Origin of the sequence: Anaerobutyricum soehngenii (assembly GCF_009697165.1) — a bacterium.
Taxonomy (GTDB): domain Bacteria; phylum Bacillota; class Clostridia; order Lachnospirales; family Lachnospiraceae; genus Anaerobutyricum; species Anaerobutyricum soehngenii.
Window position 1 is genome coordinate 48,430 of sequence record NZ_VULP01000001.1, and the last position, 18,477, is coordinate 66,906.

At 37.6% G+C, this 18,477-nt stretch carries 17 protein-coding genes and 1 other annotated feature; of the genes, 15 read left to right on the forward strand and 2 right to left on the reverse strand.

Translation table 11 applies throughout. The annotated features are described in order from the left end of the window. The first annotated feature begins 52 nt into the window (after positions 1-52). From FYJ25_RS00155 to FYJ25_RS00220, 14 genes are all read left to right on the forward strand, one after another. Positions 53-349 carry a thiamine-binding protein gene (locus FYJ25_RS00155; RefSeq protein ID WP_154580215.1) on the forward strand — a complete coding sequence of 99 codons (297 nt, stop codon included), beginning with the start codon at positions 53-55 and terminating at the stop codon, positions 347-349. After that, positions 318-1,097, forward strand: coding sequence for an ABC transporter permease (locus tag FYJ25_RS00160; protein ID WP_154580216.1), 780 nt, complete (start codon positions 318-320; stop codon positions 1,095-1,097). Before FYJ25_RS00155 ends, FYJ25_RS00160 begins: the two co-directional genes overlap by 32 nt. A 51-nt stretch (positions 1,098-1,148) precedes the next feature. Continuing rightward, positions 1,149-2,198 carry an ABC transporter substrate-binding protein gene (locus FYJ25_RS00165; RefSeq protein WP_154580217.1) on the forward strand — a complete coding sequence of 350 codons (1,050 nt, stop codon included), beginning with the start codon at positions 1,149-1,151 and terminating at the stop codon, positions 2,196-2,198. 40 nt (positions 2,199-2,238) lie between these two features. Beyond that, positions 2,239-2,973: an ABC transporter ATP-binding protein gene (locus FYJ25_RS00170; protein ID WP_147607717.1), complete on the forward strand. Its 735-nt coding sequence runs from the start codon at positions 2,239-2,241 to the stop codon at positions 2,971-2,973. Positions 2,974-3,106: 133 nt separating this feature from the next. Then, complete coding sequence (locus FYJ25_RS00175) at positions 3,107-3,880, forward strand: C39 family peptidase (protein ID WP_154580218.1); 774 nt, start codon at positions 3,107-3,109, stop codon at positions 3,878-3,880. A gap of 310 nt (positions 3,881-4,190) precedes the next feature. Further along, positions 4,191-4,443, forward strand: a binding site (T-box leader). 96 nt (positions 4,444-4,539) lie between these two features. After that, a complete protein-coding gene (gene tyrS, locus FYJ25_RS00180; RefSeq protein ID WP_154580219.1) occupies positions 4,540-5,772 on the forward strand; it encodes a tyrosine--tRNA ligase in 1,233 nt (410 codons plus the stop codon). Between the two features lie 852 nt (positions 5,773-6,624). Further along, entirely contained in the window at positions 6,625-6,978 is a 354-nt protein-coding gene (locus tag FYJ25_RS00185; protein WP_096239121.1) for a rhodanese-like domain-containing protein, read from the forward strand. Between the two features lie 144 nt (positions 6,979-7,122). Further along, positions 7,123-8,292 (forward strand): THUMP domain-containing class I SAM-dependent RNA methyltransferase, encoded by a 1,170-nt coding sequence (locus FYJ25_RS00190; RefSeq protein WP_096239122.1) that lies wholly within the window; start codon positions 7,123-7,125, stop codon positions 8,290-8,292. Positions 8,293-8,379: 87 nt separating this feature from the next. After that, a complete protein-coding gene (locus FYJ25_RS00195; protein WP_154580220.1) occupies positions 8,380-8,964 on the forward strand; it encodes an XTP/dITP diphosphatase in 585 nt (194 codons plus the stop codon). A 19-nt stretch (positions 8,965-8,983) separates the two neighbouring features. Next, complete coding sequence (locus tag FYJ25_RS00200) at positions 8,984-9,490, forward strand: metallophosphoesterase family protein (protein ID WP_096241523.1); 507 nt, start codon at positions 8,984-8,986, stop codon at positions 9,488-9,490. A gap of 117 nt (positions 9,491-9,607) precedes the next feature. Then, positions 9,608-11,248: a 23S rRNA (uracil(1939)-C(5))-methyltransferase RlmD gene (gene rlmD / locus FYJ25_RS00205; RefSeq protein ID WP_154580221.1), complete on the forward strand. Its 1,641-nt coding sequence runs from the start codon at positions 9,608-9,610 to the stop codon at positions 11,246-11,248. Between the two features lie 283 nt (positions 11,249-11,531). Then, positions 11,532-12,008 (forward strand): hypothetical protein, encoded by a 477-nt coding sequence (locus FYJ25_RS00210; RefSeq protein WP_154580222.1) that lies wholly within the window; start codon positions 11,532-11,534, stop codon positions 12,006-12,008. A gap of 198 nt (positions 12,009-12,206) precedes the next feature. Then, positions 12,207-12,416, forward strand: a complete 210-nt coding sequence (locus tag FYJ25_RS00215) for a helix-turn-helix domain-containing protein (RefSeq protein ID WP_167513754.1) — start codon at positions 12,207-12,209, stop codon at positions 12,414-12,416. A 199-nt stretch (positions 12,417-12,615) separates the two neighbouring features. After that, a complete protein-coding gene (locus tag FYJ25_RS00220) occupies positions 12,616-14,226 on the forward strand; it encodes a DNA primase family protein (RefSeq protein ID WP_154580224.1) in 1,611 nt (536 codons plus the stop codon). Positions 14,227-16,146: 1,920 nt separating this feature from the next. Here the strand turns inward: FYJ25_RS00220 and FYJ25_RS14715 are convergent. Both FYJ25_RS14715 and FYJ25_RS00225 read right to left on the reverse strand, forming a co-directional pair. Then, on the reverse strand, positions 16,147-16,275 hold the full coding sequence (locus FYJ25_RS14715) for a hypothetical protein (protein ID WP_279237037.1): 129 nt from the start codon (positions 16,273-16,275) through the stop codon (positions 16,147-16,149). A 322-nt stretch (positions 16,276-16,597) separates the two neighbouring features. Next, positions 16,598-16,993, reverse strand: coding sequence for a hypothetical protein (locus FYJ25_RS00225; protein WP_154580225.1), 396 nt, complete (start codon positions 16,991-16,993; stop codon positions 16,598-16,600). 818 nt (positions 16,994-17,811) lie between these two features. Between FYJ25_RS00225 and FYJ25_RS00230 the strand changes: the two genes are divergently transcribed. Beyond that, positions 17,812-18,423 carry a ParA family protein gene (locus FYJ25_RS00230; protein ID WP_154580226.1) on the forward strand — a complete coding sequence of 204 codons (612 nt, stop codon included), beginning with the start codon at positions 17,812-17,814 and terminating at the stop codon, positions 18,421-18,423. Positions 18,424-18,477 lie beyond the last annotated feature (54 nt).

An 18,477-nucleotide genomic window follows, 5' to 3' on the forward strand; every position in this document is an offset into this window, starting at 1 on the left:
CTTTTTTCAGGTAAGGCAGCACATGATATTTAAAGATATGGAGGAATGAAAAATGAACGCAAGTGTAGCAATTCAGGTTTTGCCATCTGTGCAGGAGGAAGAGGAAGTAATTCGTATTGTAGACGAGGTAATTGACTATATTAAATCAACCGGATTAAATTATTATGTAGGACCATGTGAGACATCAATCGAAGGAGATTATGATACACTCATGGAAATCGTGAAGAATTGTCAGTTAGTAGCTGCTAAGGCAGGCTGCAAGGCAATGAATACCTATGTTAAGATCTCTTATAAAGCGGAAGGAGATGTGCTGACTATTGACAAAAAGGTTACAAAGCATCACCAGTAAGCTTCCGGCAGCAGCAGCACTCTGTCTGTTAATTCTTCTCTGGCAGTTTTTATATCAGAGCGGGGCAGTTCCGGCGTATATGCTGCCGTCCCCGGTCCAGGTAGTAAAAGCACTTTTTACAGATCTGCCTACAATTTTAAGACATGCAGTTGTTACATTACAGGAAGCCTTTTACGGATTATGTATTGGTGTTGTACTGGCATTTGTTATGGCAACATTAATGGATCATTTTCGGATACTGAATAAAGCGTTGTATCCTATTATGATCATTACACAGACCATTCCAACGATTGCAATTGCCCCTCTCCTCGTGTTATGGATGGGATTTTATATGGCACCGAAGATTACGCTTGTCGTGATTACAACATTTTTTCCTATTACGGTAGGATTACTTGACGGATATAAGAGTGTAGATAAAGATTCTATTGATTTGATGCGGGCAATGGGTGCATCAAAAGTGCAGATCTTTTTCCATGTGAAGTTACCGGCCGCATTACCACAGTTTTTCTCAGGATTAAAGATTTCTGCTTCCTATGCAGTAGTAGGGGCAGTTATTTCTGAATGGCTTGGCGGTTTTGAAGGACTTGGTGTTTACATGACAAGAGTGTCAAAGGCATACGCCTTTGATAAAATGTTTGCAGTTATTATTTTTATTGTGATCATCAGCCTTCTTTTAATGTTTGCAGTGAATCTGATTAAGACGATTTCACTTCCATGGTTAAGAGTAGAAAAAAAGGAAGCTGAATAGTAAGAAGCTGAATAGTAAGAAGTATAAGAAAAGTATATACAGGAGGAAATTATGAGAAAGTTGAACTGGAAGAAAGTCATTGCAGGAACTTTAAGTGCAGTTATGTTATTATCGGTAACAGCATGCGGTTCTGCTAACGGAAAGAATGAAAGTGCAAGTACAGAAAATAACAAAAAGAATCTTACAAAGATAACATTTTGTCTTGACTGGACGCCAAATACAAACCATACAGGAATTTACGCAGCAAAAGCACTCGGCTATTATGAAGATGCCGGACTTGATGTAGAGATTGTGCAGCCACCGGAAAATGGGGCAGCAACTATGTGTGCATCAGGACAGGCACAGTTTGCTATTGAGGCACAGGATACAATGGCAGCAGCAATTGATTCAGATAATCCACTTGGGATTACAGCAGTTGCAGGATTGATCCAGCATAATACATCAGGAATTATTTCCAGAAAGGGCGACGGCATTGACAGTCCAAAAGGACTTGAAGGAAAGACATATTCTACATGGGAATCCCCAATTGAGCAGGCAACTTTAAAAACAGTTATGAAAGATGAAGGAGCGGATTTCAGTAAGGTAAAACTGATTCCTAACAACATTACAGATGAACCGGCTGCATTAAAAGCAAAACAGACAGATGCAATCTGGGTGTTCTATGGATGGGGCGGAATCAACGCGACAGTAGAAGGTGTTGACTGTGATTATTGGAATTTCAAAGACATTGATCCGGTATTTGATTACTATACACCGGTTATGATCGCAAATAATGATTTCCTGAAAGATTCACCAGATGAAGCCAAAGCTTTCCTTGCAGCAACAGAAAAAGGATATCAGTATGCAATAGATAATCCAAAGAAAGCGGCAGATATTCTTATTGAAGGCGATGATACAGGCTCTTTAAAAGGTTCTGAAGATTTAGTATATAAAAGTCAGGAGTGGCTTTCTAAACAGTATGTTGCAGATGCAGACAACTGGGGTGTGATCGACGAGACAAGATGGAATAATTTCTACACATGGCTTGCACAGAATAAGCTGACAACAAAAGATCTTACAGGAAAAGGATTTTCTAACGAGTATCTTCCATCTTCTAAGTAATTTTTCGGATAATGATTTGTTTATGAAAGGAAATGGATAAATGTGTCTTTTAAAAGCAGAACATATTACAAAGAAATATAGTGGAAGAACTATAATCAAAGATATTAATATTGAACTGAATCAGGGAGAATTAGTCTCTCTTCTCGGGGTCAGTGGTTCTGGAAAGACAACACTTTTCCATGTGCTTTCCGGATTAACAACGCCAGAAGAAGGAAAAGTATTCCTTAATGGAGAAGATATCACATCCAAACCAGGTCAGATCAGTTATATGCTTCAGAAAGATTTACTTTTTCCACATAAAAAAATAATTGATAATGCAGCGCTTCCACTCGTACTTCGTGGAATGAAGAAAAAAGAAGCGAGAGAAAAGGCGCAGACGTATTTTAAAGATTTTGGCTTAGAAGGAACAGAATATCAGTATCCTTCTCAGCTTTCCGGCGGCATGCGTCAGAGGGCAGCTCTTCTTAGAACCTATTTGTCTTCCAATGGAGTAGCCCTTCTTGATGAACCGTTCAGCGCACTTGATACTATAACAAAAACAGCAATTCATAAATGGTATCTTGAAGTCATGCAGCATATTGATCTGTCTACAATTTTTATCACGCATGATATAGATGAGGCAATTTTACTCTCTGACAGAATTTATATCTTGAATGGAAAGCCAGGGGAAATACGTGATGAGATCGTGATAAAGGAAAAGAAACCACGAGCAGAAGATTTTTATCTTACAGATCAGTTTTTAGCATATAAGAGAAAGATAATAGCAAAACTTTAGTTTAAAAAAGTGCCAGAATCTCTCCATTTGAACAAAAGTGCAGATGGAGAGATTTTACGAAGACGACATAAAGAAAACGAAAAACAGGAAACAATAAGCAGGAAATAATAAACAGGAAAAAGAAAGGATTTTTATGGAGTGTATACATTTGAACTTTTTGACAGATAATAAAGGAAAGAAGTTTCTTTCTCCATCCCTTCCGAACAGTGATCTGAATGGAAAAATACTTAAAGTAATAATTTCTGATGGCAGTACAAAAAGAGTTTATCCGGTTTTCCAGCAAAAAGCAGGGGTTTATGGTGAGGCCAGTGAATATATCCTTCGCCATGGGTGTGCGTGCTGTTCGTTGACAACCGCATTGGCAGCTTTTGTGGAAAAGTATGCGAAATTAACACCGGACCAAACCGTTTATGAAATCGAGAAAAAACATTTTCCAAAAGAAGTTTATGAAAAAAATTACGGAAAAGTGATGGCAAGGCAGATGCCGGTATCTCTTTATGGCATTTCAGTAATTTTGAAAAAAGAAGGAATTTCCTGTGAATACGTAGGAAACTTTGAGGATAACTATGCCGAAAAGCAGATTATGGAACATTTACAAAAAGGCAGCCCTGTTATTATAGAAACAAGTAGAATGAGAAGAAAAGGCAGAAGAATCGTTCACTTTTTTGATAAAAAATATGCGGGTTCTTATCATACAATGATTCTTCTTGGCGTTGATGAAGAAGGACAGGTAGTTTTTACAGATTCTGCAACAAGGGAATGGGCAGGAGAAGTACAAAGATTAAAAAGAGCAGACCTTTCCGAACTGATATCCTATATGTTTCCGCAGAAAAATACAGAGGATACGCATTTATATTTTAGCAGAAAGAAGAATACAGGAGGATATATTTTACTTTATCAGGCCTAATTTTAACCGGTTGTTTACAAACGAAAGAAAATGATAAGGATTAAATAGCGATTCTTCAGATTATCTTCATTTTTTTCTCACAGACTGTTCACAATTTCCCGGTATGATAGAGACATCAAAAAAACAACAACGCTTTTTTGATAGATTTTTTTCATACTTTCCTCTCTTTAAGAACTGGCAATTGACCAGTTCTTTTTATTCCTTTTTTCAAGAATTCCAAAATCCTACTTGACAAAATTTTGAAGGTTTACTACAATAGGAGACATAATGCCTGTCCGCATATAAAGGACATCATTTATATGAATTTCAGCGAAAGACGAAGACGGAAAGAAGTAACTTTTATTGATGCATTCCAGAGAGTGACCGGCTGGTGGGAGGTCATGTGCTAGATAGTAAGTGAATACATTCCTGAGTTGCACACCGAATGAGACCGATGTTTTTAGTAGGCTGTGACGGAGCGGCGGCCGTTATCCGCAGAGGCGTTGATTGACGCTTGTCTATGAGGCAGAACATTTTGTTTTGCGAAAAAAGGTGGTACCACGAAGTTATATCTCGTCCTTTTATTAGGACGGGATTTTTTTATTTTACAGGGAGTTTCATTGCAGAATTCCGTTGGGATACCCTGTTAAATAAAATAAGAAAAATAAATGGAGGTTTTTATGACAGTATATGACGAATTGGTTGCAAGAGGATTGATTGCACAGGTAACAGATGAAGACGAAATTAAGGAACTTGTAAACAATGGAAAGGCTGTATTTTATATTGGATTTGACCCAACAGCAGACAGTCTTCACGTAGGACATTTCATGGCTCTTTGTCTGATGAAACGTCTTCAGATGGCAGGAAATAAGCCGATTGCTTTAATTGGTGGAGGTACTGCTATGATCGGTGACCCATCCGGACGTACAGATATGCGTCAGATGATGACAAAAGAGACAATCAATCATAACGTAGAGTGCTTTAAGAAACAGATGAGCCGCTTTATTGACTTTTCTGACGGAAAGGCTATGCTTGTTAATAATGCGGACTGGCTGTTAGACTTAAATTATGTTGAGTTACTTCGTGAAGTTGGCGCTTGTTTCTCCGTTAATAACATGCTTCGTGCAGAGTGTTATAAACAGAGAATGGAAAAAGGTTTATCCTTCTTAGAATTCAACTACATGATCATGCAGAGCTATGACTTCTATGAGTTATACCAGAAATACGGCTGCAATATGCAGTTTGGTGGTAATGATCAGTGGAGCAACATGCTTGGCGGAACAGAACTGATTCGTCGTAAATTAGGACCGGATGCCGATGCTTATGCTATGACAATTACCCTTCTTTTAAATTCCGAAGGAAAGAAAATGGGTAAAACACAGTCCGGTGCCGTATGGTTAGATCCTAACAAGACTTCTCCATTCGACTTCTATCAGTACTGGAGAAATGTTGCGGATGCAGACGTTATGAAGTGTATCCGTATGCTGACATTCCTTCCGTTAGAAGAAATTGATGCAATGGATAGCTGGGAAGGCAGCAAGTTAAATGAAGCAAAAGAAATTCTTGCATTTGAGCTTACAAAGTTAGTTCATGGTGAAGAAGAAGCACAGAAAGCACAGGAAGCTGCAAGAGCATTATTCAGCAATGGCGGAGATTCTGCAAACATGCCAACATGTGAAGTTTCAGAAGAAGACTTAAGAGACGGTGCAGTAGATATTCTCGCACTTCTTGTAAAATCCGGTTTAGCAGGAACACGTTCTGAGGCAAGACGTAATGTAACACAGGGTGGTGTAACATTAGATGGAGAAAAAGTAACAGACTTTAAAGCTTCTTATACATTAGACGACTTCAATGGTGAAGGCAAAGTGTTAAAGAGAGGAAAGAAGAAATTTATCAAAATCGTAACAAAATAATCGTTTGCCTAAATATAGCGTATCGGTAAAGATCATCGCAGAATAGAAAATACGGATTCCATTTGGAGCCAAAGGTTCCGTCGCAGTAACGGTCTAACGACCGTAACTGCGACGGACTTTTTGTACACATTTTCAGCAGAATCTGCTTGCTTTGGCTACAGTTACAGCACTTGTACTGCTGAAAAAGCGCACTTATCTAAGCCTTCTGTCTTAGACAAAAGTCCAGCCTGGATACTCCGGTTCATCCTCAGCTGTGTCCCATACTCTCTGGTGATCCGTTCCAGATTTTCCCTTCTTCCTCGTTGATCTTGTAGAGTCTTTTCCGTCACTTCGGCTAATGTCTTTCCAGAGTCGTTCTTTGCAAAAAAGTTCGGCTTTTTTCTTTTGCTTTGCCACAGACTGGGGAAACAAAAACAGCTTTTGGCATCGGGCGTGGCGAATGGCGGGGATTCATGCATTGCATGGAATCGAATTCCGGAGATTTATGAAAAAAGCGTGGATGCCTATGGTATAAAGAGCAGATGCATTGCAGGTTTTGCGTCACGAAACTTGAGAACGAACCCGCCACCGAGCGCGTTGTCTGAGCGGCAGCGAGTTTAGCGCGAATGGCGTTTCCATAAACGTTCGAAAGTTGAGTAGTAAAACGCAAGTCGTCTGCGATTATGCCATAGGTCCCACGCTTGTTCGTAAAAATATGGCAGCGATTCCATGCAATGCATGAATCCGTGCCATAGAGTAGGGCTGTTTTTGGTGCGACATCCCCTTTTGTCTGTTCTATTCAATTAAATCAGAAGTGCACTTTTTTTAGAAAAATACATATGTTGATATATAGAGGTGGAAGAAGGCGAGGGTATGTTTGATCTCATTTCGATATCGGAGGCAATAAAGCAGAGTTATGCATCTAAAGGCTTACTTGTCGATGTTCGGTCAGAAGAAGCATTTAAAAAGGGACATCTGCCAATGGCGGTAAATATTCCTTTTACAGATATTATGAAAGAAAAGTTTGATATAGAGGCAGATTTTAATGTAGAAAAAGAACAACCGGTTTTCGTATATTGTGATACAGGTTCCACAAGTATACTGGCAGCGAGAAAGTTGGATTCTATGGGAATTCACGCATATAATGTCGTTGGTGGGATTATGTTTTATAAAGGATATCTGGAAAAAGAGAAGAATGACTTATGGACGATGGTGCGTACTTCTTGACACAGAAATATTTCCTAAGTACAATTATAACTATTAAGAAATATTTTTTAAAGATAAAAAGTGTATCTATATGAAGTTAAAAGAAAGATAAAAAGAAAAATATAAAGAAACATATAATGAAAAGATACAGTTAATGGAGGAAAGATGGGCAACAGATATGAATTTATAGCACCTTGTCATTTTGGACTTGAGGCAGTGTGTAAGAGAGAAATCGCTGATTTGGGATACGAGATTGTGAAGGTGGAAGATGGAAAGGTAACGTTTGCCGGAGATATGGAAGCCTTAGTAAGAGCGAATATCTTCTTGAGAACAACCCAGCGAATTCTTTTAAAAGTGGCAGAATTTAAGGCTGTAACTTTTGAAGAACTGTTCCAGAATGTCAAGAAAGTTCCATGGGAAGAGTATTTCCCATCAGATGCAAGATTCTGGGTAACAAAGGCAACTTCCGTAAAGAGCAAGTTATTTAGCCCTTCAGATATTCAGTCTATCGTAAAAAAAGCGATGGTTGAGCGCATGAAGGAACATTATCATATTAACTGGTTTGAAGAGGATGGCGAAGATTATCCGGTTCGAGTGATTATTTATAAGGATGTTGTGACGATCGGACTTGATACTTCCGGAGAAAGTCTTCACAAAAGAGGTTACCGCCGTATGGTAAGTAAGGCACCAATCGAGGAAACACTGGCCGCAGCACTTATTAAACTTACCCCTTGGAACAAGAATCGTATTCTTGTAGACCCATTTTGCGGAAGTGGAACATTTCCTATCGAGGCAGCAATGATGGGAGCGAATATCGCACCAGGAATGCATCGGGAATTTCAGGCACAGAAGTGGGAGAATATTGTATCTCCGAAGCTTTTTGCAAGAGGATTTGAAGAAGCAGAATCTCTGGTAGATTTAAGTGTGGAAATGGACATTCAGGGATACGATATTGATCCACAGATCGTAAAGGCGGCAAGAGAGAATGCGAAGAGAGCCGGTGTGGATGGACTCATTCATTTTCAGCAGCGACCGGTTCATCATTTAAGTCATCCAAAGAAGTACGGCTTTGTTATTACGAATCCTCCTTACGGAGAACGTCTAGAAGAAAAAGAAGATCTTCCGGCGTTATATCGTGATATGGGAAAAGCTTTCGCAGGACTTGACGGATGGTCAGAATATGTTATCACAGCTTATGAAGATGCAGAACGTTATATCGGAAAGAAAGCGGCGAAGAACCGTAAGATTTATAACGGAATGATGAAGACATATTTCTATATGTTCCCAGGTCCAAAGCCGCCAAGGAGAAAGAAGCCAGAGCAGTCAGAAGCGTAGTGACCTAGTGACTGTCACACGATGCAGTTAATAAGCGGATATTAGAAGTCATATAGATAAAGTATGAGCTTTGTAGGAGGCAGAATTTTGAAGAAAAAGTTAATATTTGCCACTGGAAATGAAGGCAAGATGAAGGAAATTCGCGAAATCCTCGGTAACTTGGATTATGAGATTCTCTCGATGAAAGAAGCCGGAGTCGATGTAGATATTGTAGAGGATGGAACAACATTTGAGGAAAATGCCATCATTAAAGCAAAAACGGTGATGGAGGCAACAGGAAGTATTGTTTTAGCAGATGATTCCGGTCTGGAAATTGATTATCTTAATAAAGAACCAGGTGTGTATTCTGCCCGATACATGGGAGAGAACACATCGTATCGTATTAAGAATCAGATTATTTTAGACAGACTGCATGGAGTTCCGGATATTGTAAGGAGTGCCCGCTTTGTCTGTGTTATTGCAGCGGCATTTCCGGATGGGACGATAGAGACTCGCAGAGCAACCATTGAAGGAAGAATTGCACAGGAGCCAGCCGGAGAGAATGGTTTTGGTTATGATCCTATTTTCTATCTTCCGGACAGAGGCAAAACAACTGCTCAGCTTTCAGCAGAAGAAAAGAATGAAATCAGTCATCGTGGAAAGGCTTTACGCCAGATAAAGGAGATTTTGTAAATAGATGAGTGAAAATAAAATGAGAATTTTGGTAATCAGTGATTCGCATGGACGTAATGATGATGTGGCAGGAGTAATCGAGCAGGTTGGACCAATCGATATGCTCATCCATTGTGGAGATGTAGAGCGAGGAGACGATTATATCCGTTCATTGGTAGATTGTCCGGTACATATGGTTTCCGGAAACAACGACTATAATCTTGATCTTCCTGCACAAGACATTTTTAATATTGGCGATTATAAGGTACTGGTTGTTCACGGACATACTTTTTACGTATATCGCGGTGTAGAACGCTTAAAACAGTATGCACTTCAAAATAATATCGATATTGTTATGTTTGGTCATACGCATAAACCATACATCGAAATCGATGAAGATGTAACGATATTAAATCCGGGAAGCGTTTCTTACCCAAGACAACCTGATCATATGCCAACATTTCTCATTATGGAAATTGATGATGAAGGCGAGGCCCATTACGGACATGGATATTATAAATCCAAATTTACCGAACTGAAAATTTAAAAAATAATATAAATGTACTCGTGCAAGAAAGCCGGGACATTCTTAAATATAATGGAAAAGGGTGTACATTGCAGCATCCTTTCCATTTTTTATGTATTTATAGAAAGGAATTATTTTATGAAAAAAGGAGATATTTTTGAGGGAAAAGTCATCCGAACCGAATTCCCTAATAAAGGAATTATAGATATTGAGGGGCAGAAAGTAATCGTAAAAAATGCGTTAGAAGGTCAGGTAGTACGCTTCTCCATTAATAAAAAGAAACGAGATAAAATCGAAGGAAGACTTCTTGAAGTCATCGAGCCATCTCCGATAGAACAGCCAGCAGCCTGCAAACATTTCGGTATCTGCGGTGGCTGCCGTTATCAGAACCTTTCTTATGAGCAGCAGCTTGATTTAAAGAAACGCCAGGTAGAAGAATTAATTGAAAAAAACGGTCTTTCCTTTGCTATCGAAAATATTTATGGAAGCCCGATCACAGAAGGCTACCGAAACAAGATGGAATTCACATTTGGTGACGAAGAAAAAGACGGTCCTCTTGCTCTTGGAATGCATAAGAAAAATAGTTTCTATGATATCGTAACATTAGAGGACTGTCGCATCGTAGACCCTGATTTTAACGTACTTCTCCAGGCAATCTTAAAATACTTTAAAGAAAAAGGAGAAACCTACTTCCACAAAATTCGTCACGAAGGATTTCTCCGCCACCTCGTAATGCGTCGTTCTGTAAAAACAGGAGATATTTTAATTAATCTTGTCACTACAACACAGAGCAGACTGGACGAATCTGAATTTGTCAATATGATTCTCTCCCAGAAAATTGATGGAAAAGTTGTTGGAATCTTGCATACATTAAACGACAACCTTGCAGACGTAGTACAAAGCGATGAAACAAAAACACTTTACGGACAAGATTATTTTTATGAATACCTTTATAACATGCGTTTCAAAATCTCTCCATTCTCCTTCTTCCAGACAAACACCTTAGGAGCAGAAGTCCTGTATGATCAGGTAAGAGAATACGTTGGGGAAACAAAAGATAAACTCGTTTACGACCTTTACACCGGAACCGGAACGATCGCACAGATGCTTGCACCCGTAGCAAGTAAAGTAGTCGGTGTCGAAATCGTAGAAGAAGCGGTGGAAGCCGCCAAAAAGAACGCAGTGGACAACCATTTAGACAATTGTGAATTCATTGCCGGCGATGTCCTAAAAGTTGTGGATAACTTAACCCAGAAGCCGGACATTCTCGTACTCGATCCTCCGCGAGATGGAATTCATCCAAAGGCTTTACGAAAAATCATTAATTTCAATGTAGATGAAATGGTATATGTAAGTTGTAAACCAACTAGTCTCATGCGAGATCTGCTTGTATTTAGGGAAGCGGGATACGAGGTCAAGAGATGTTGTTTAGTTGATATGTTCCCTGGAACTGTCCATGTGGAGACGGTTTGCTGTCTGGTGAGGGAAACGGTCAACGACAAAAGCATTGAGTATATGCACGTAGATTATGAGCCGGAAGATGCTGAATATCTTAAAGGTATCAAGGGTTCTGCAACGTATGCAGAAATTAAGAAATGGATTAAGGAACAGTATAATGTTTCTGTATCATCGTTATACATTGCTCAAGTAAAAGACAAATTAGGTTTTGAGAAGCGTGAGAATTATAATACAGGTGCCGAAGGTCATAAGGTGCCGAATTGTCCGGCTGAGAAGCGAGAACTGATTATGAAGGCTTTTAAGCATTTCAAAATGATATAAAAAAGTAGATATGAAAAGACCGTCCGGGAGGACGGTCTTTTTTTATGTGATACAGGTGAGTAATATACGTGTTGCGTTAGGGTAGGAAATGTGCTATTATGAAATTGCTAAAATAATTCCTAAGCATTATTTTAGCAATTACAAACTACATAAGGGTTAGACCGGAACTTTTCTTTAAATTTTGAGGAATCTCCTTTCATGTAAGCTGACCGGCTTATAAAGTTCAAAGAGCTATATTATGTTTTACAATTTTTAAAAAAAAAGAACAAAGGAGTATTTTATTATGAGAGAAATGAAAAGAAAATACATTGAAAATTTTGCAAAAGAAAATAAGTATATGACACAGATTGACAAGGATGTTGATATGGATGCTGCATTGTCAGCGCTGTCAACATTGTCAGCGAATGTAGAAGCAATCAGTGAATCAGATGAACTGAAAGAGCTTGTTCACAGTATTCCTGTGGGGTATTCAGTATATAATCCAGTTGTCAAGTTTACAAAGCGCGCTAAAAATGGTCGCTATGATAATCTGTCAGATGAGGAATATTGTGCAAAGCTTGATGATGTGAATATTATCGGTTCCCTTTTACATGAGAAACACGGTGATGATTTCATCAATGTTGATATGCGTGATGCATATGCTAGGATGCTGGAAGCTGCTGTGCAGGTTCAGACTTGTCTTAAACAGATGCATGATATTGCCATGTTTCTGAAGGTGTCAGATGCTGTAAATGTATTTGAAGACGAAGACAAAAATTAAAGGAAAGAAAAAAAGACCGTCCGTGTGGGCGGTCTTTTTTGTATGCTGTGAAAAAATTTTTTGAGCTGGATACGTTGATAGATAACACGTTTAAAGAAAATAGTGAAAAGTTGGGTAGGAAAGTCTTGAAATTAAGATTAAGGGCTGTTAAAATAAGATAAAACAAGGTAAATACAAGTAAAAATGGAGGTTATAGAGATGGCAGGTACAGCAGGAATTCCTTTTGGAGAACGTAAATATTTAACGATAAATGATACATCAGCATACATGGGACTAGGTGTTACAAAGCTAAAAAACATTATCAAGGGTGGGGAATTTAAGGAGTATATCACCGTTGGTAAATCAAACAAAGTTATGATTGACCGTGCAGCTTTTGAAAAATGGGTTGTTGAAAAAGGTCACATTTAAAATTACATAAAAAAATAGCAACTGTGAGTGGCATCACTGTTGCTATCAAGGAAGTCAGTGTCATTTGAAAGGACGTGCCAAGACTTCATTCATTCTCTATTTATGCTCATATATTAGCATATTTTGGCACTGACTTCAATAGGAAAACGTAGATTTTATACAGAAAATTAAACTCATTGAAGAAAGGACGTGTTAATATATGGCACATACGCAGTTAGATACAATTAGACAAGCTACAAGAGATTATCTTGTATCAATTAAAGGCACTACACCGGCTCCGGCTGATGTTGAAGAAGGCATTTTGGCTCTTACAAAAAATTATTTTGATTTATATAATGCAGCCGCTGAAAAAGGCGCAAGATGGAGAATTCCAACGAAATTGATGCCTGTGCAGATTGCTGAAATCATTGAGAGTTTATATCAGGTCGCATTGATTGAACTGGTCGATAAAGGCGGTTCTGAGCTGAGAACACAGTCTGCTGTTCTTGGTATTTATCAGGAATCTGGAGAATATGAAGGCTTGTATGATTGTACAGAAGCAACATTTGAAAAGCTGGCTGGCAGATATTGTTATGGAATGTCTGCAAAAGACAGAATCGAGATGATTAAACATCTCAGACTGATTGCACCGCATGTAAAGCTTTGCAGAAAGCCGAATCTGATTGCAGTCAACAATGGTATTTTTGATTATAATACAAAGGTGTTGATGCCTTTTACGCCGGATTTTGTGTTCATTACAAAATCAAGAGTTGATTATAATCCGAATGCAAGGAATGTCGTGATTCACAATCCTGTAGATAATACAGACTGGGATGTTGAGAACTGGGTGTGTTCATTGTCGGATGACCCTGAGATTGTCAATACGCTTTGGGAAGTGATGGGTGCAATTATTAGACCAAATGTACGCTGGAATAAATCAGCATGGTTTTATGCTGAATCAGGTAACAATGGTAAGGGAACATTTTGTGAGCTTATGAGAAATCTTTGTGGAGAGGGTACGTATGTATCACTGCCACTGGCTGATATGAGCAAAGATTTCTTGCTTGAGCCGCTTATCAATGCATCTGCCATCATCGTGGATGAGAATGATGTCGGTACATATATTGATAAGGCTGCGAATCTGAAAGCTATCATTACAAACGATGTCATTCAGATTAACCGTAAGTTCAAGACGCCGATTACATATCAGTTCCATGGATTCATGGTACAGTGTCTGAATGAGCTTCCAAGAGTGAAAGACAAGTCTGATTCGTTTTTCAGAAGACAGCTTTTCATTCCGTTTACAAAGTGTTTTACAGGAGCAGAACGACGTTATATCAAAGACGATTATTTGAGTAGAAAAGAAGTATTGGAATATGTATTGTATAAAGTTCTGAATATGAACTACTATGAACTGTCTGTACCGGAAGCATGTAAAGATGCATTGCAGGAATATAAAGAGTTCAATGACCCAGTACGTCAGTTCATGGCAGAAATCATGCCACAGTTACAGTGGGATTTTGTGCCATTCACATTCCTGAGGGATTTATACACAGCATGGTATAAGAAGAATGTGGGTGATAAGGATTGTTCAAAATCTATGAAGACACTGGTAAAAGATATTTTGAATATTCTGCCGGAATACCCTGATTGGAAATGTGATGACAAAGACAAAAGTATTAGACCTGGTAATAAGATGGACAAGCCGGAATGGATGATTGATGAGTACAAGTTGGAAGACTGGTACAGTCAGACATACAAAGGTAATGATAGGGATAAAAAATGCCGTCCGTCTTTGAAGGCATATTACAGAGGTATTCACAGAGTATGATATTGATTGAGATGATACAGAGAATGTATCATCTCTTTTTTTGTGGCACTAACTTTTGATATACAGAAAAAAATGTGGCACTTGTGGCACCAACTACGTGATACAGAAGTGAAATGTGGCAGTAAAATATGGATGTGGCACCTTTTGTGGCAGTTACTGCCACAAATGTGGCACCAACTGGTGCCACATCAAATCCGTTGACTGGTACTTGATTTAAGCGATTTGGCACTTTTTTTGTGGCAGTAAAAAAAAGTTACTGCAACATCAAATCCGTTGATACGTAAGGAAATTATCCATTTGTGGCAGTTGTGGCAGTAAAAATATAGGTTAATTTTAGAAAATATATATAAAATACAAATCTATTGTGTATCAACGTATTTGATTGTATCATTTTGATGTTAAGTAAAAACGGTATTTTACTTTGTATCACTATGATATTATGTGTATGATTGGATAAAGTGTAATACTATCAATGGATTTATCGAATTTGGGTGTAAAAATATGTGTTAAAAATTATTTATAAAAAAGCTACATGCGATTTGGTGCCACAAGTGCCACAAATCGACAAATCCATTACTGGGTAAGGGATTTGATGTTGCAGTATCATTTTTCGTACTGCCACATATTTTTTCTAAATCGGCTGAATGTGTTGCTGGGTACTGGATTTAGCGTTGCAGTAGTTGGTGCCACAAATGTGGCAGTAACTGACACATGTATGATTTTTTTATTTTTTTTCTATTTTTCGAGTTTCGGTATAAAAAACGGTATAAAAACTTTTTATACGCTAAATCTATTACCAGTCAACGGATTTATCATTTTTGGTTATACCCGGTATAAAAACTAAAAATCGTGTTTATACGCTGAATCTGTTGTCCTATAACGGATTTATCTTAAAGTATAAGAAGTATAAGAAAAATTTAAGTCAATTATATAAGAGAAAATAGAAAATGCTTAAAAACCTTGATATATAAGGATTTTACTTTGTATCATGTTGATGTTATCTATAAATATGTTTTACTTTGTATCATATTGATATTATGTGTATGATTGGATAAATGTGTTGATACATAAGGGTTTTAAGTATATTTATGGGGTATTCTATGTATGATATTTTTTATATAAAAAAGATTTTGAAATTTTATTATACTTTTTATACGGAACCCGTAAATCCCTTATGTATCAACAGTTTTAACGGGATAAGTTGAAAAAATCATTTTTATACCGAGAGTGTGAAAAACGATAAATCCGCTACCCAGTAACGGATTCACGGTATACAAAGTTTTTATACCGAAAAACAGTTTTTTCACTGTATGATGAAAATATTAGCAATTTCTTTGTATCATAATGATACTATGTGCTGGTTTTTTAGCATTTTACGGTGAATACATGACATGTAGAACACATGATTTACACATACTATCATTATGATATTATGTGTAATTTGGATAAATCCGTTGATACGTAATGGATTTGAATTTAGTGTAGACTAAAATAAAAATGTTATATATATGTTCCCAAAAAAACGTGCTACACGTGCTACAAAACACATGAATTCCTTACCAGTCAACGGATTTATGCGTAGCACGTTGTTTTTTTGTCTGCTACACTGTCTGCTACAAAAACGCTGAATGTGCTGCTGGGCATTGGATTTATGCGTAGCACGAAACGTGCTACATTTTTTTTGCTTCTGGATTTTTAGATGCTGATAACATTCATCATCCATCTGTTTCCCTGTATGCAGTTAGCAGAACAATTCAACCCCCATCGTTTAACACGCCGTATGACGTCACCATGAGCATAAAATATCAAACGTGTAAAATTATGTGATTTTCTCAAAAATCTTCGCTATACACGATATTTTGGTGTTATACGGCTATACGAAAAAATAATCCCTACTCGTTTCCGGGTAGGGATTTTTGTTTACTTGTTAAGCTGACCTTTGGTAGCCATGTAAACACGTGCATTGCTCCAATCTGGATGAGCTGCTCTCATGCTTCTGTAAACCTTCTTGAATGTGTTCTTTGCTTTGCTCCATTCTTTTGCTGTCATAATCGTAATCTCCTTTTCTTTTTGTGTATGATTAAATCTTTAATTATTTTCATAATTAAACCCGCAGACTGCGCAAGCAGTTAAAAATCTATCGGTACGATGGATGGAAAGGAGACCGAAGGTAAGAAAGTTCTGTTGGCAATCAGCTAAACAATTCAAAACCCATCGTTTAACACGCCGTATGACGTCACCACGCGTATAAAATATCAATCCTGTAAAATTATACGTTTTTCTTTAAAATGCTCGCTATATCCAATATTTCGGCGTTATACGGCTATATACAAAAAAATTACCCACAGAGCCTGCTAAGCTCTGTGAGTTCTTAAATCTTTCTCCATGGTGATGGATTTTTGCCCGATGCTGCCAGTAATGGGTGGTCTAATCTTGACCATGGTGTTAAATAAGGACTTTTGTCTCTGACTCCTAAGTCAGCGAATGTAATATCATAAATGATATCATGACATGCATCTATTATTTCTCTTTGTCTTTTGACACCTGTCAGTGTTGGATAGTTCTTATCTACACGTTTTGCAGCATCACGCATTAATCGTTCGTATCCTGGACGATTAATTTTGGCAACACGGAAATTTCGATATAGCTGAACGCGTACTACGCTTTCTGTATCATCTTCTGGAATGACATCTTTAAAAAGCTTTATTATACCGCCTGCATGTGTTACATCATAAGATTTATTTTCTTCGTCATAATAAAATATCATAGTTTCTAAGCTCCTTTATGTATATAAACGTTTTACGATGATTTTCTAATCATTACAGAATGACTCTCGGTCGATGTGACGATAGTTACATCTTTTACAATCCTGTTCACAGGATTGATTTTGTTTTTTGTTGTAATACAGGAAATTTCTATTGAAAAATGCACGTTTATGTGATAAAATTGTTATACAGGGTAGGAAAAAGAGTCATGCAAAAGTATGATTTTTGGTGCTAATCTTGTAATCACTCCTGCATAGGAGTGTGAATTGAAATTGAACGGTCTGTATGGTCTTATCATCCATGGTCACTCCCCGTACGGGAGTGTGAATTGAAATCTTTCAGAAACTTTGAGTGTAAAAACACCATGGGCAAAATATGGCACATAAATTGGGCAAATTTTGCCCATAATTTGCACCATATTTTTCCCATCAAAATTTTTTGAACAATCTGCTGAAAATGCAGTTTTTATATATTTTATATTCATCTTGTAGATATTTAGTAACTATAAAATATTTACTTAATATATATTCTAATATCCTCTTTTTTAACCCATGGATTTTTCCATGGGCATTTTTTGTGCCATAAGTTGGTCCTATTTTGCCCAAAATATGGCACATGTTTTGCCCAAAATTTTCCCATCATTTAAAATCATGATTTTGTGATACACGATGAAATCACTGCCTTGTATATTTTGGGTAGGAAAATTTGCGTAAGCTATTGCAATCCGAATCTGTATCTATTATAATGTTTATAGATATTCAATAGATATAAAATATTTATAAAATAGATACAACGTATATATAAAAGGAGCGATTTTAAGATGAAAACGATAGTATTCACATCTGAAAAAGGTGGCGTTGGAAAGACACGTTTATCAGATGAATTATATTATTACTATACAAGACAGAATGTTCCAGTGTCTCTGTACAGCTTCGATGGACAGTACAAGAACAGGAACAATGACAAGAAGGTAGACAATCCAGAGGTTGCCGTTGTCGATACGCCAGGGCGTATCATGGACAGCAAAACAATTCAGACCATTCAAGGAGCAGATGTGGTTGTAATCCCTGTCAGACCGACTGGTGGTAATATCGAAAGTTTTACACGTACCGTATCTCTTGTAAAGAAGAATACGAACTGTCCGATTGTCATTGCTGTCAATGGTGTCAACAGATTCACTGCATCTGTATCATTTATGGAATGGTTGCAGAAATACAGACAGAAAGAGCATCTGGATACTGTATTGACCATTCCACAGTCAGAAGTTCTCGTTCAGGCTGAGAACTGTCGCTGTTCTGTCAACGAAATCAATAAGCATTCTCCTGCAACACAGGCTGTAAACAACTTGTGTTCTGAAATCAGCTACCTTGCCAAGGTGCCTGTACAGCAGCAACCGAAAGTTAAGAAGAGCAAGAAACTGATTGCAAAATAGATATTTTGTATCTATAATGTAGATATGAAATAGATATAAAAATCAGTACAAGAA

Bases quoted from the DNA above. Each gene is read 5' to 3' on its own strand.
- FYJ25_RS00185 (WP_096239121.1), top strand. From the start codon at position 6,625: ATGTTTGATCTCATTTCGATATCGGAGGCAATAAAGCAGAGTTATGCA.
- FYJ25_RS00175 (WP_154580218.1), top strand. From the start codon at position 3,107: ATGGAGTGTATACATTTGAACTTTTTGACAGATAATAAAGGAAAGAAG.
- FYJ25_RS00210 (WP_154580222.1), top strand. From the start codon at position 11,532: ATGAGAGAAATGAAAAGAAAATACATTGAAAATTTTGCAAAAGAAAAT.
- FYJ25_RS00230 (WP_154580226.1), top strand. From the start codon at position 17,812: ATGAAAACGATAGTATTCACATCTGAAAAAGGTGGCGTTGGAAAGACA.
- tyrS (WP_154580219.1), top strand. From the start codon at position 4,540: ATGACAGTATATGACGAATTGGTTGCAAGAGGATTGATTGCACAGGTA.
- FYJ25_RS00190 (WP_096239122.1), top strand. From the start codon at position 7,123: ATGGGCAACAGATATGAATTTATAGCACCTTGTCATTTTGGACTTGAG.
- FYJ25_RS00165 (WP_154580217.1), top strand. From the start codon at position 1,149: ATGAGAAAGTTGAACTGGAAGAAAGTCATTGCAGGAACTTTAAGTGCA.
- FYJ25_RS00200 (WP_096241523.1), top strand. From the start codon at position 8,984: ATGAGAATTTTGGTAATCAGTGATTCGCATGGACGTAATGATGATGTG.
- FYJ25_RS00155 (WP_154580215.1), top strand. From the start codon at position 53: ATGAACGCAAGTGTAGCAATTCAGGTTTTGCCATCTGTGCAGGAGGAA.
- FYJ25_RS00215 (WP_167513754.1), top strand. From the start codon at position 12,207: ATGGCAGGTACAGCAGGAATTCCTTTTGGAGAACGTAAATATTTAACG.
- FYJ25_RS14715 (WP_279237037.1), bottom strand. From the start codon at position 16,275: ATGACAGCAAAAGAATGGAGCAAAGCAAAGAACACATTCAAGAAGGTT.
- FYJ25_RS00220 (WP_154580224.1), top strand. From the start codon at position 12,616: ATGGCACATACGCAGTTAGATACAATTAGACAAGCTACAAGAGATTAT.
- rlmD (WP_154580221.1), top strand. From the start codon at position 9,608: ATGAAAAAAGGAGATATTTTTGAGGGAAAAGTCATCCGAACCGAATTC.
- FYJ25_RS00170 (WP_147607717.1), top strand. From the start codon at position 2,239: ATGTGTCTTTTAAAAGCAGAACATATTACAAAGAAATATAGTGGAAGA.
- FYJ25_RS00225 (WP_154580225.1), bottom strand. From the start codon at position 16,993: ATGATATTTTATTATGACGAAGAAAATAAATCTTATGATGTAACACAT.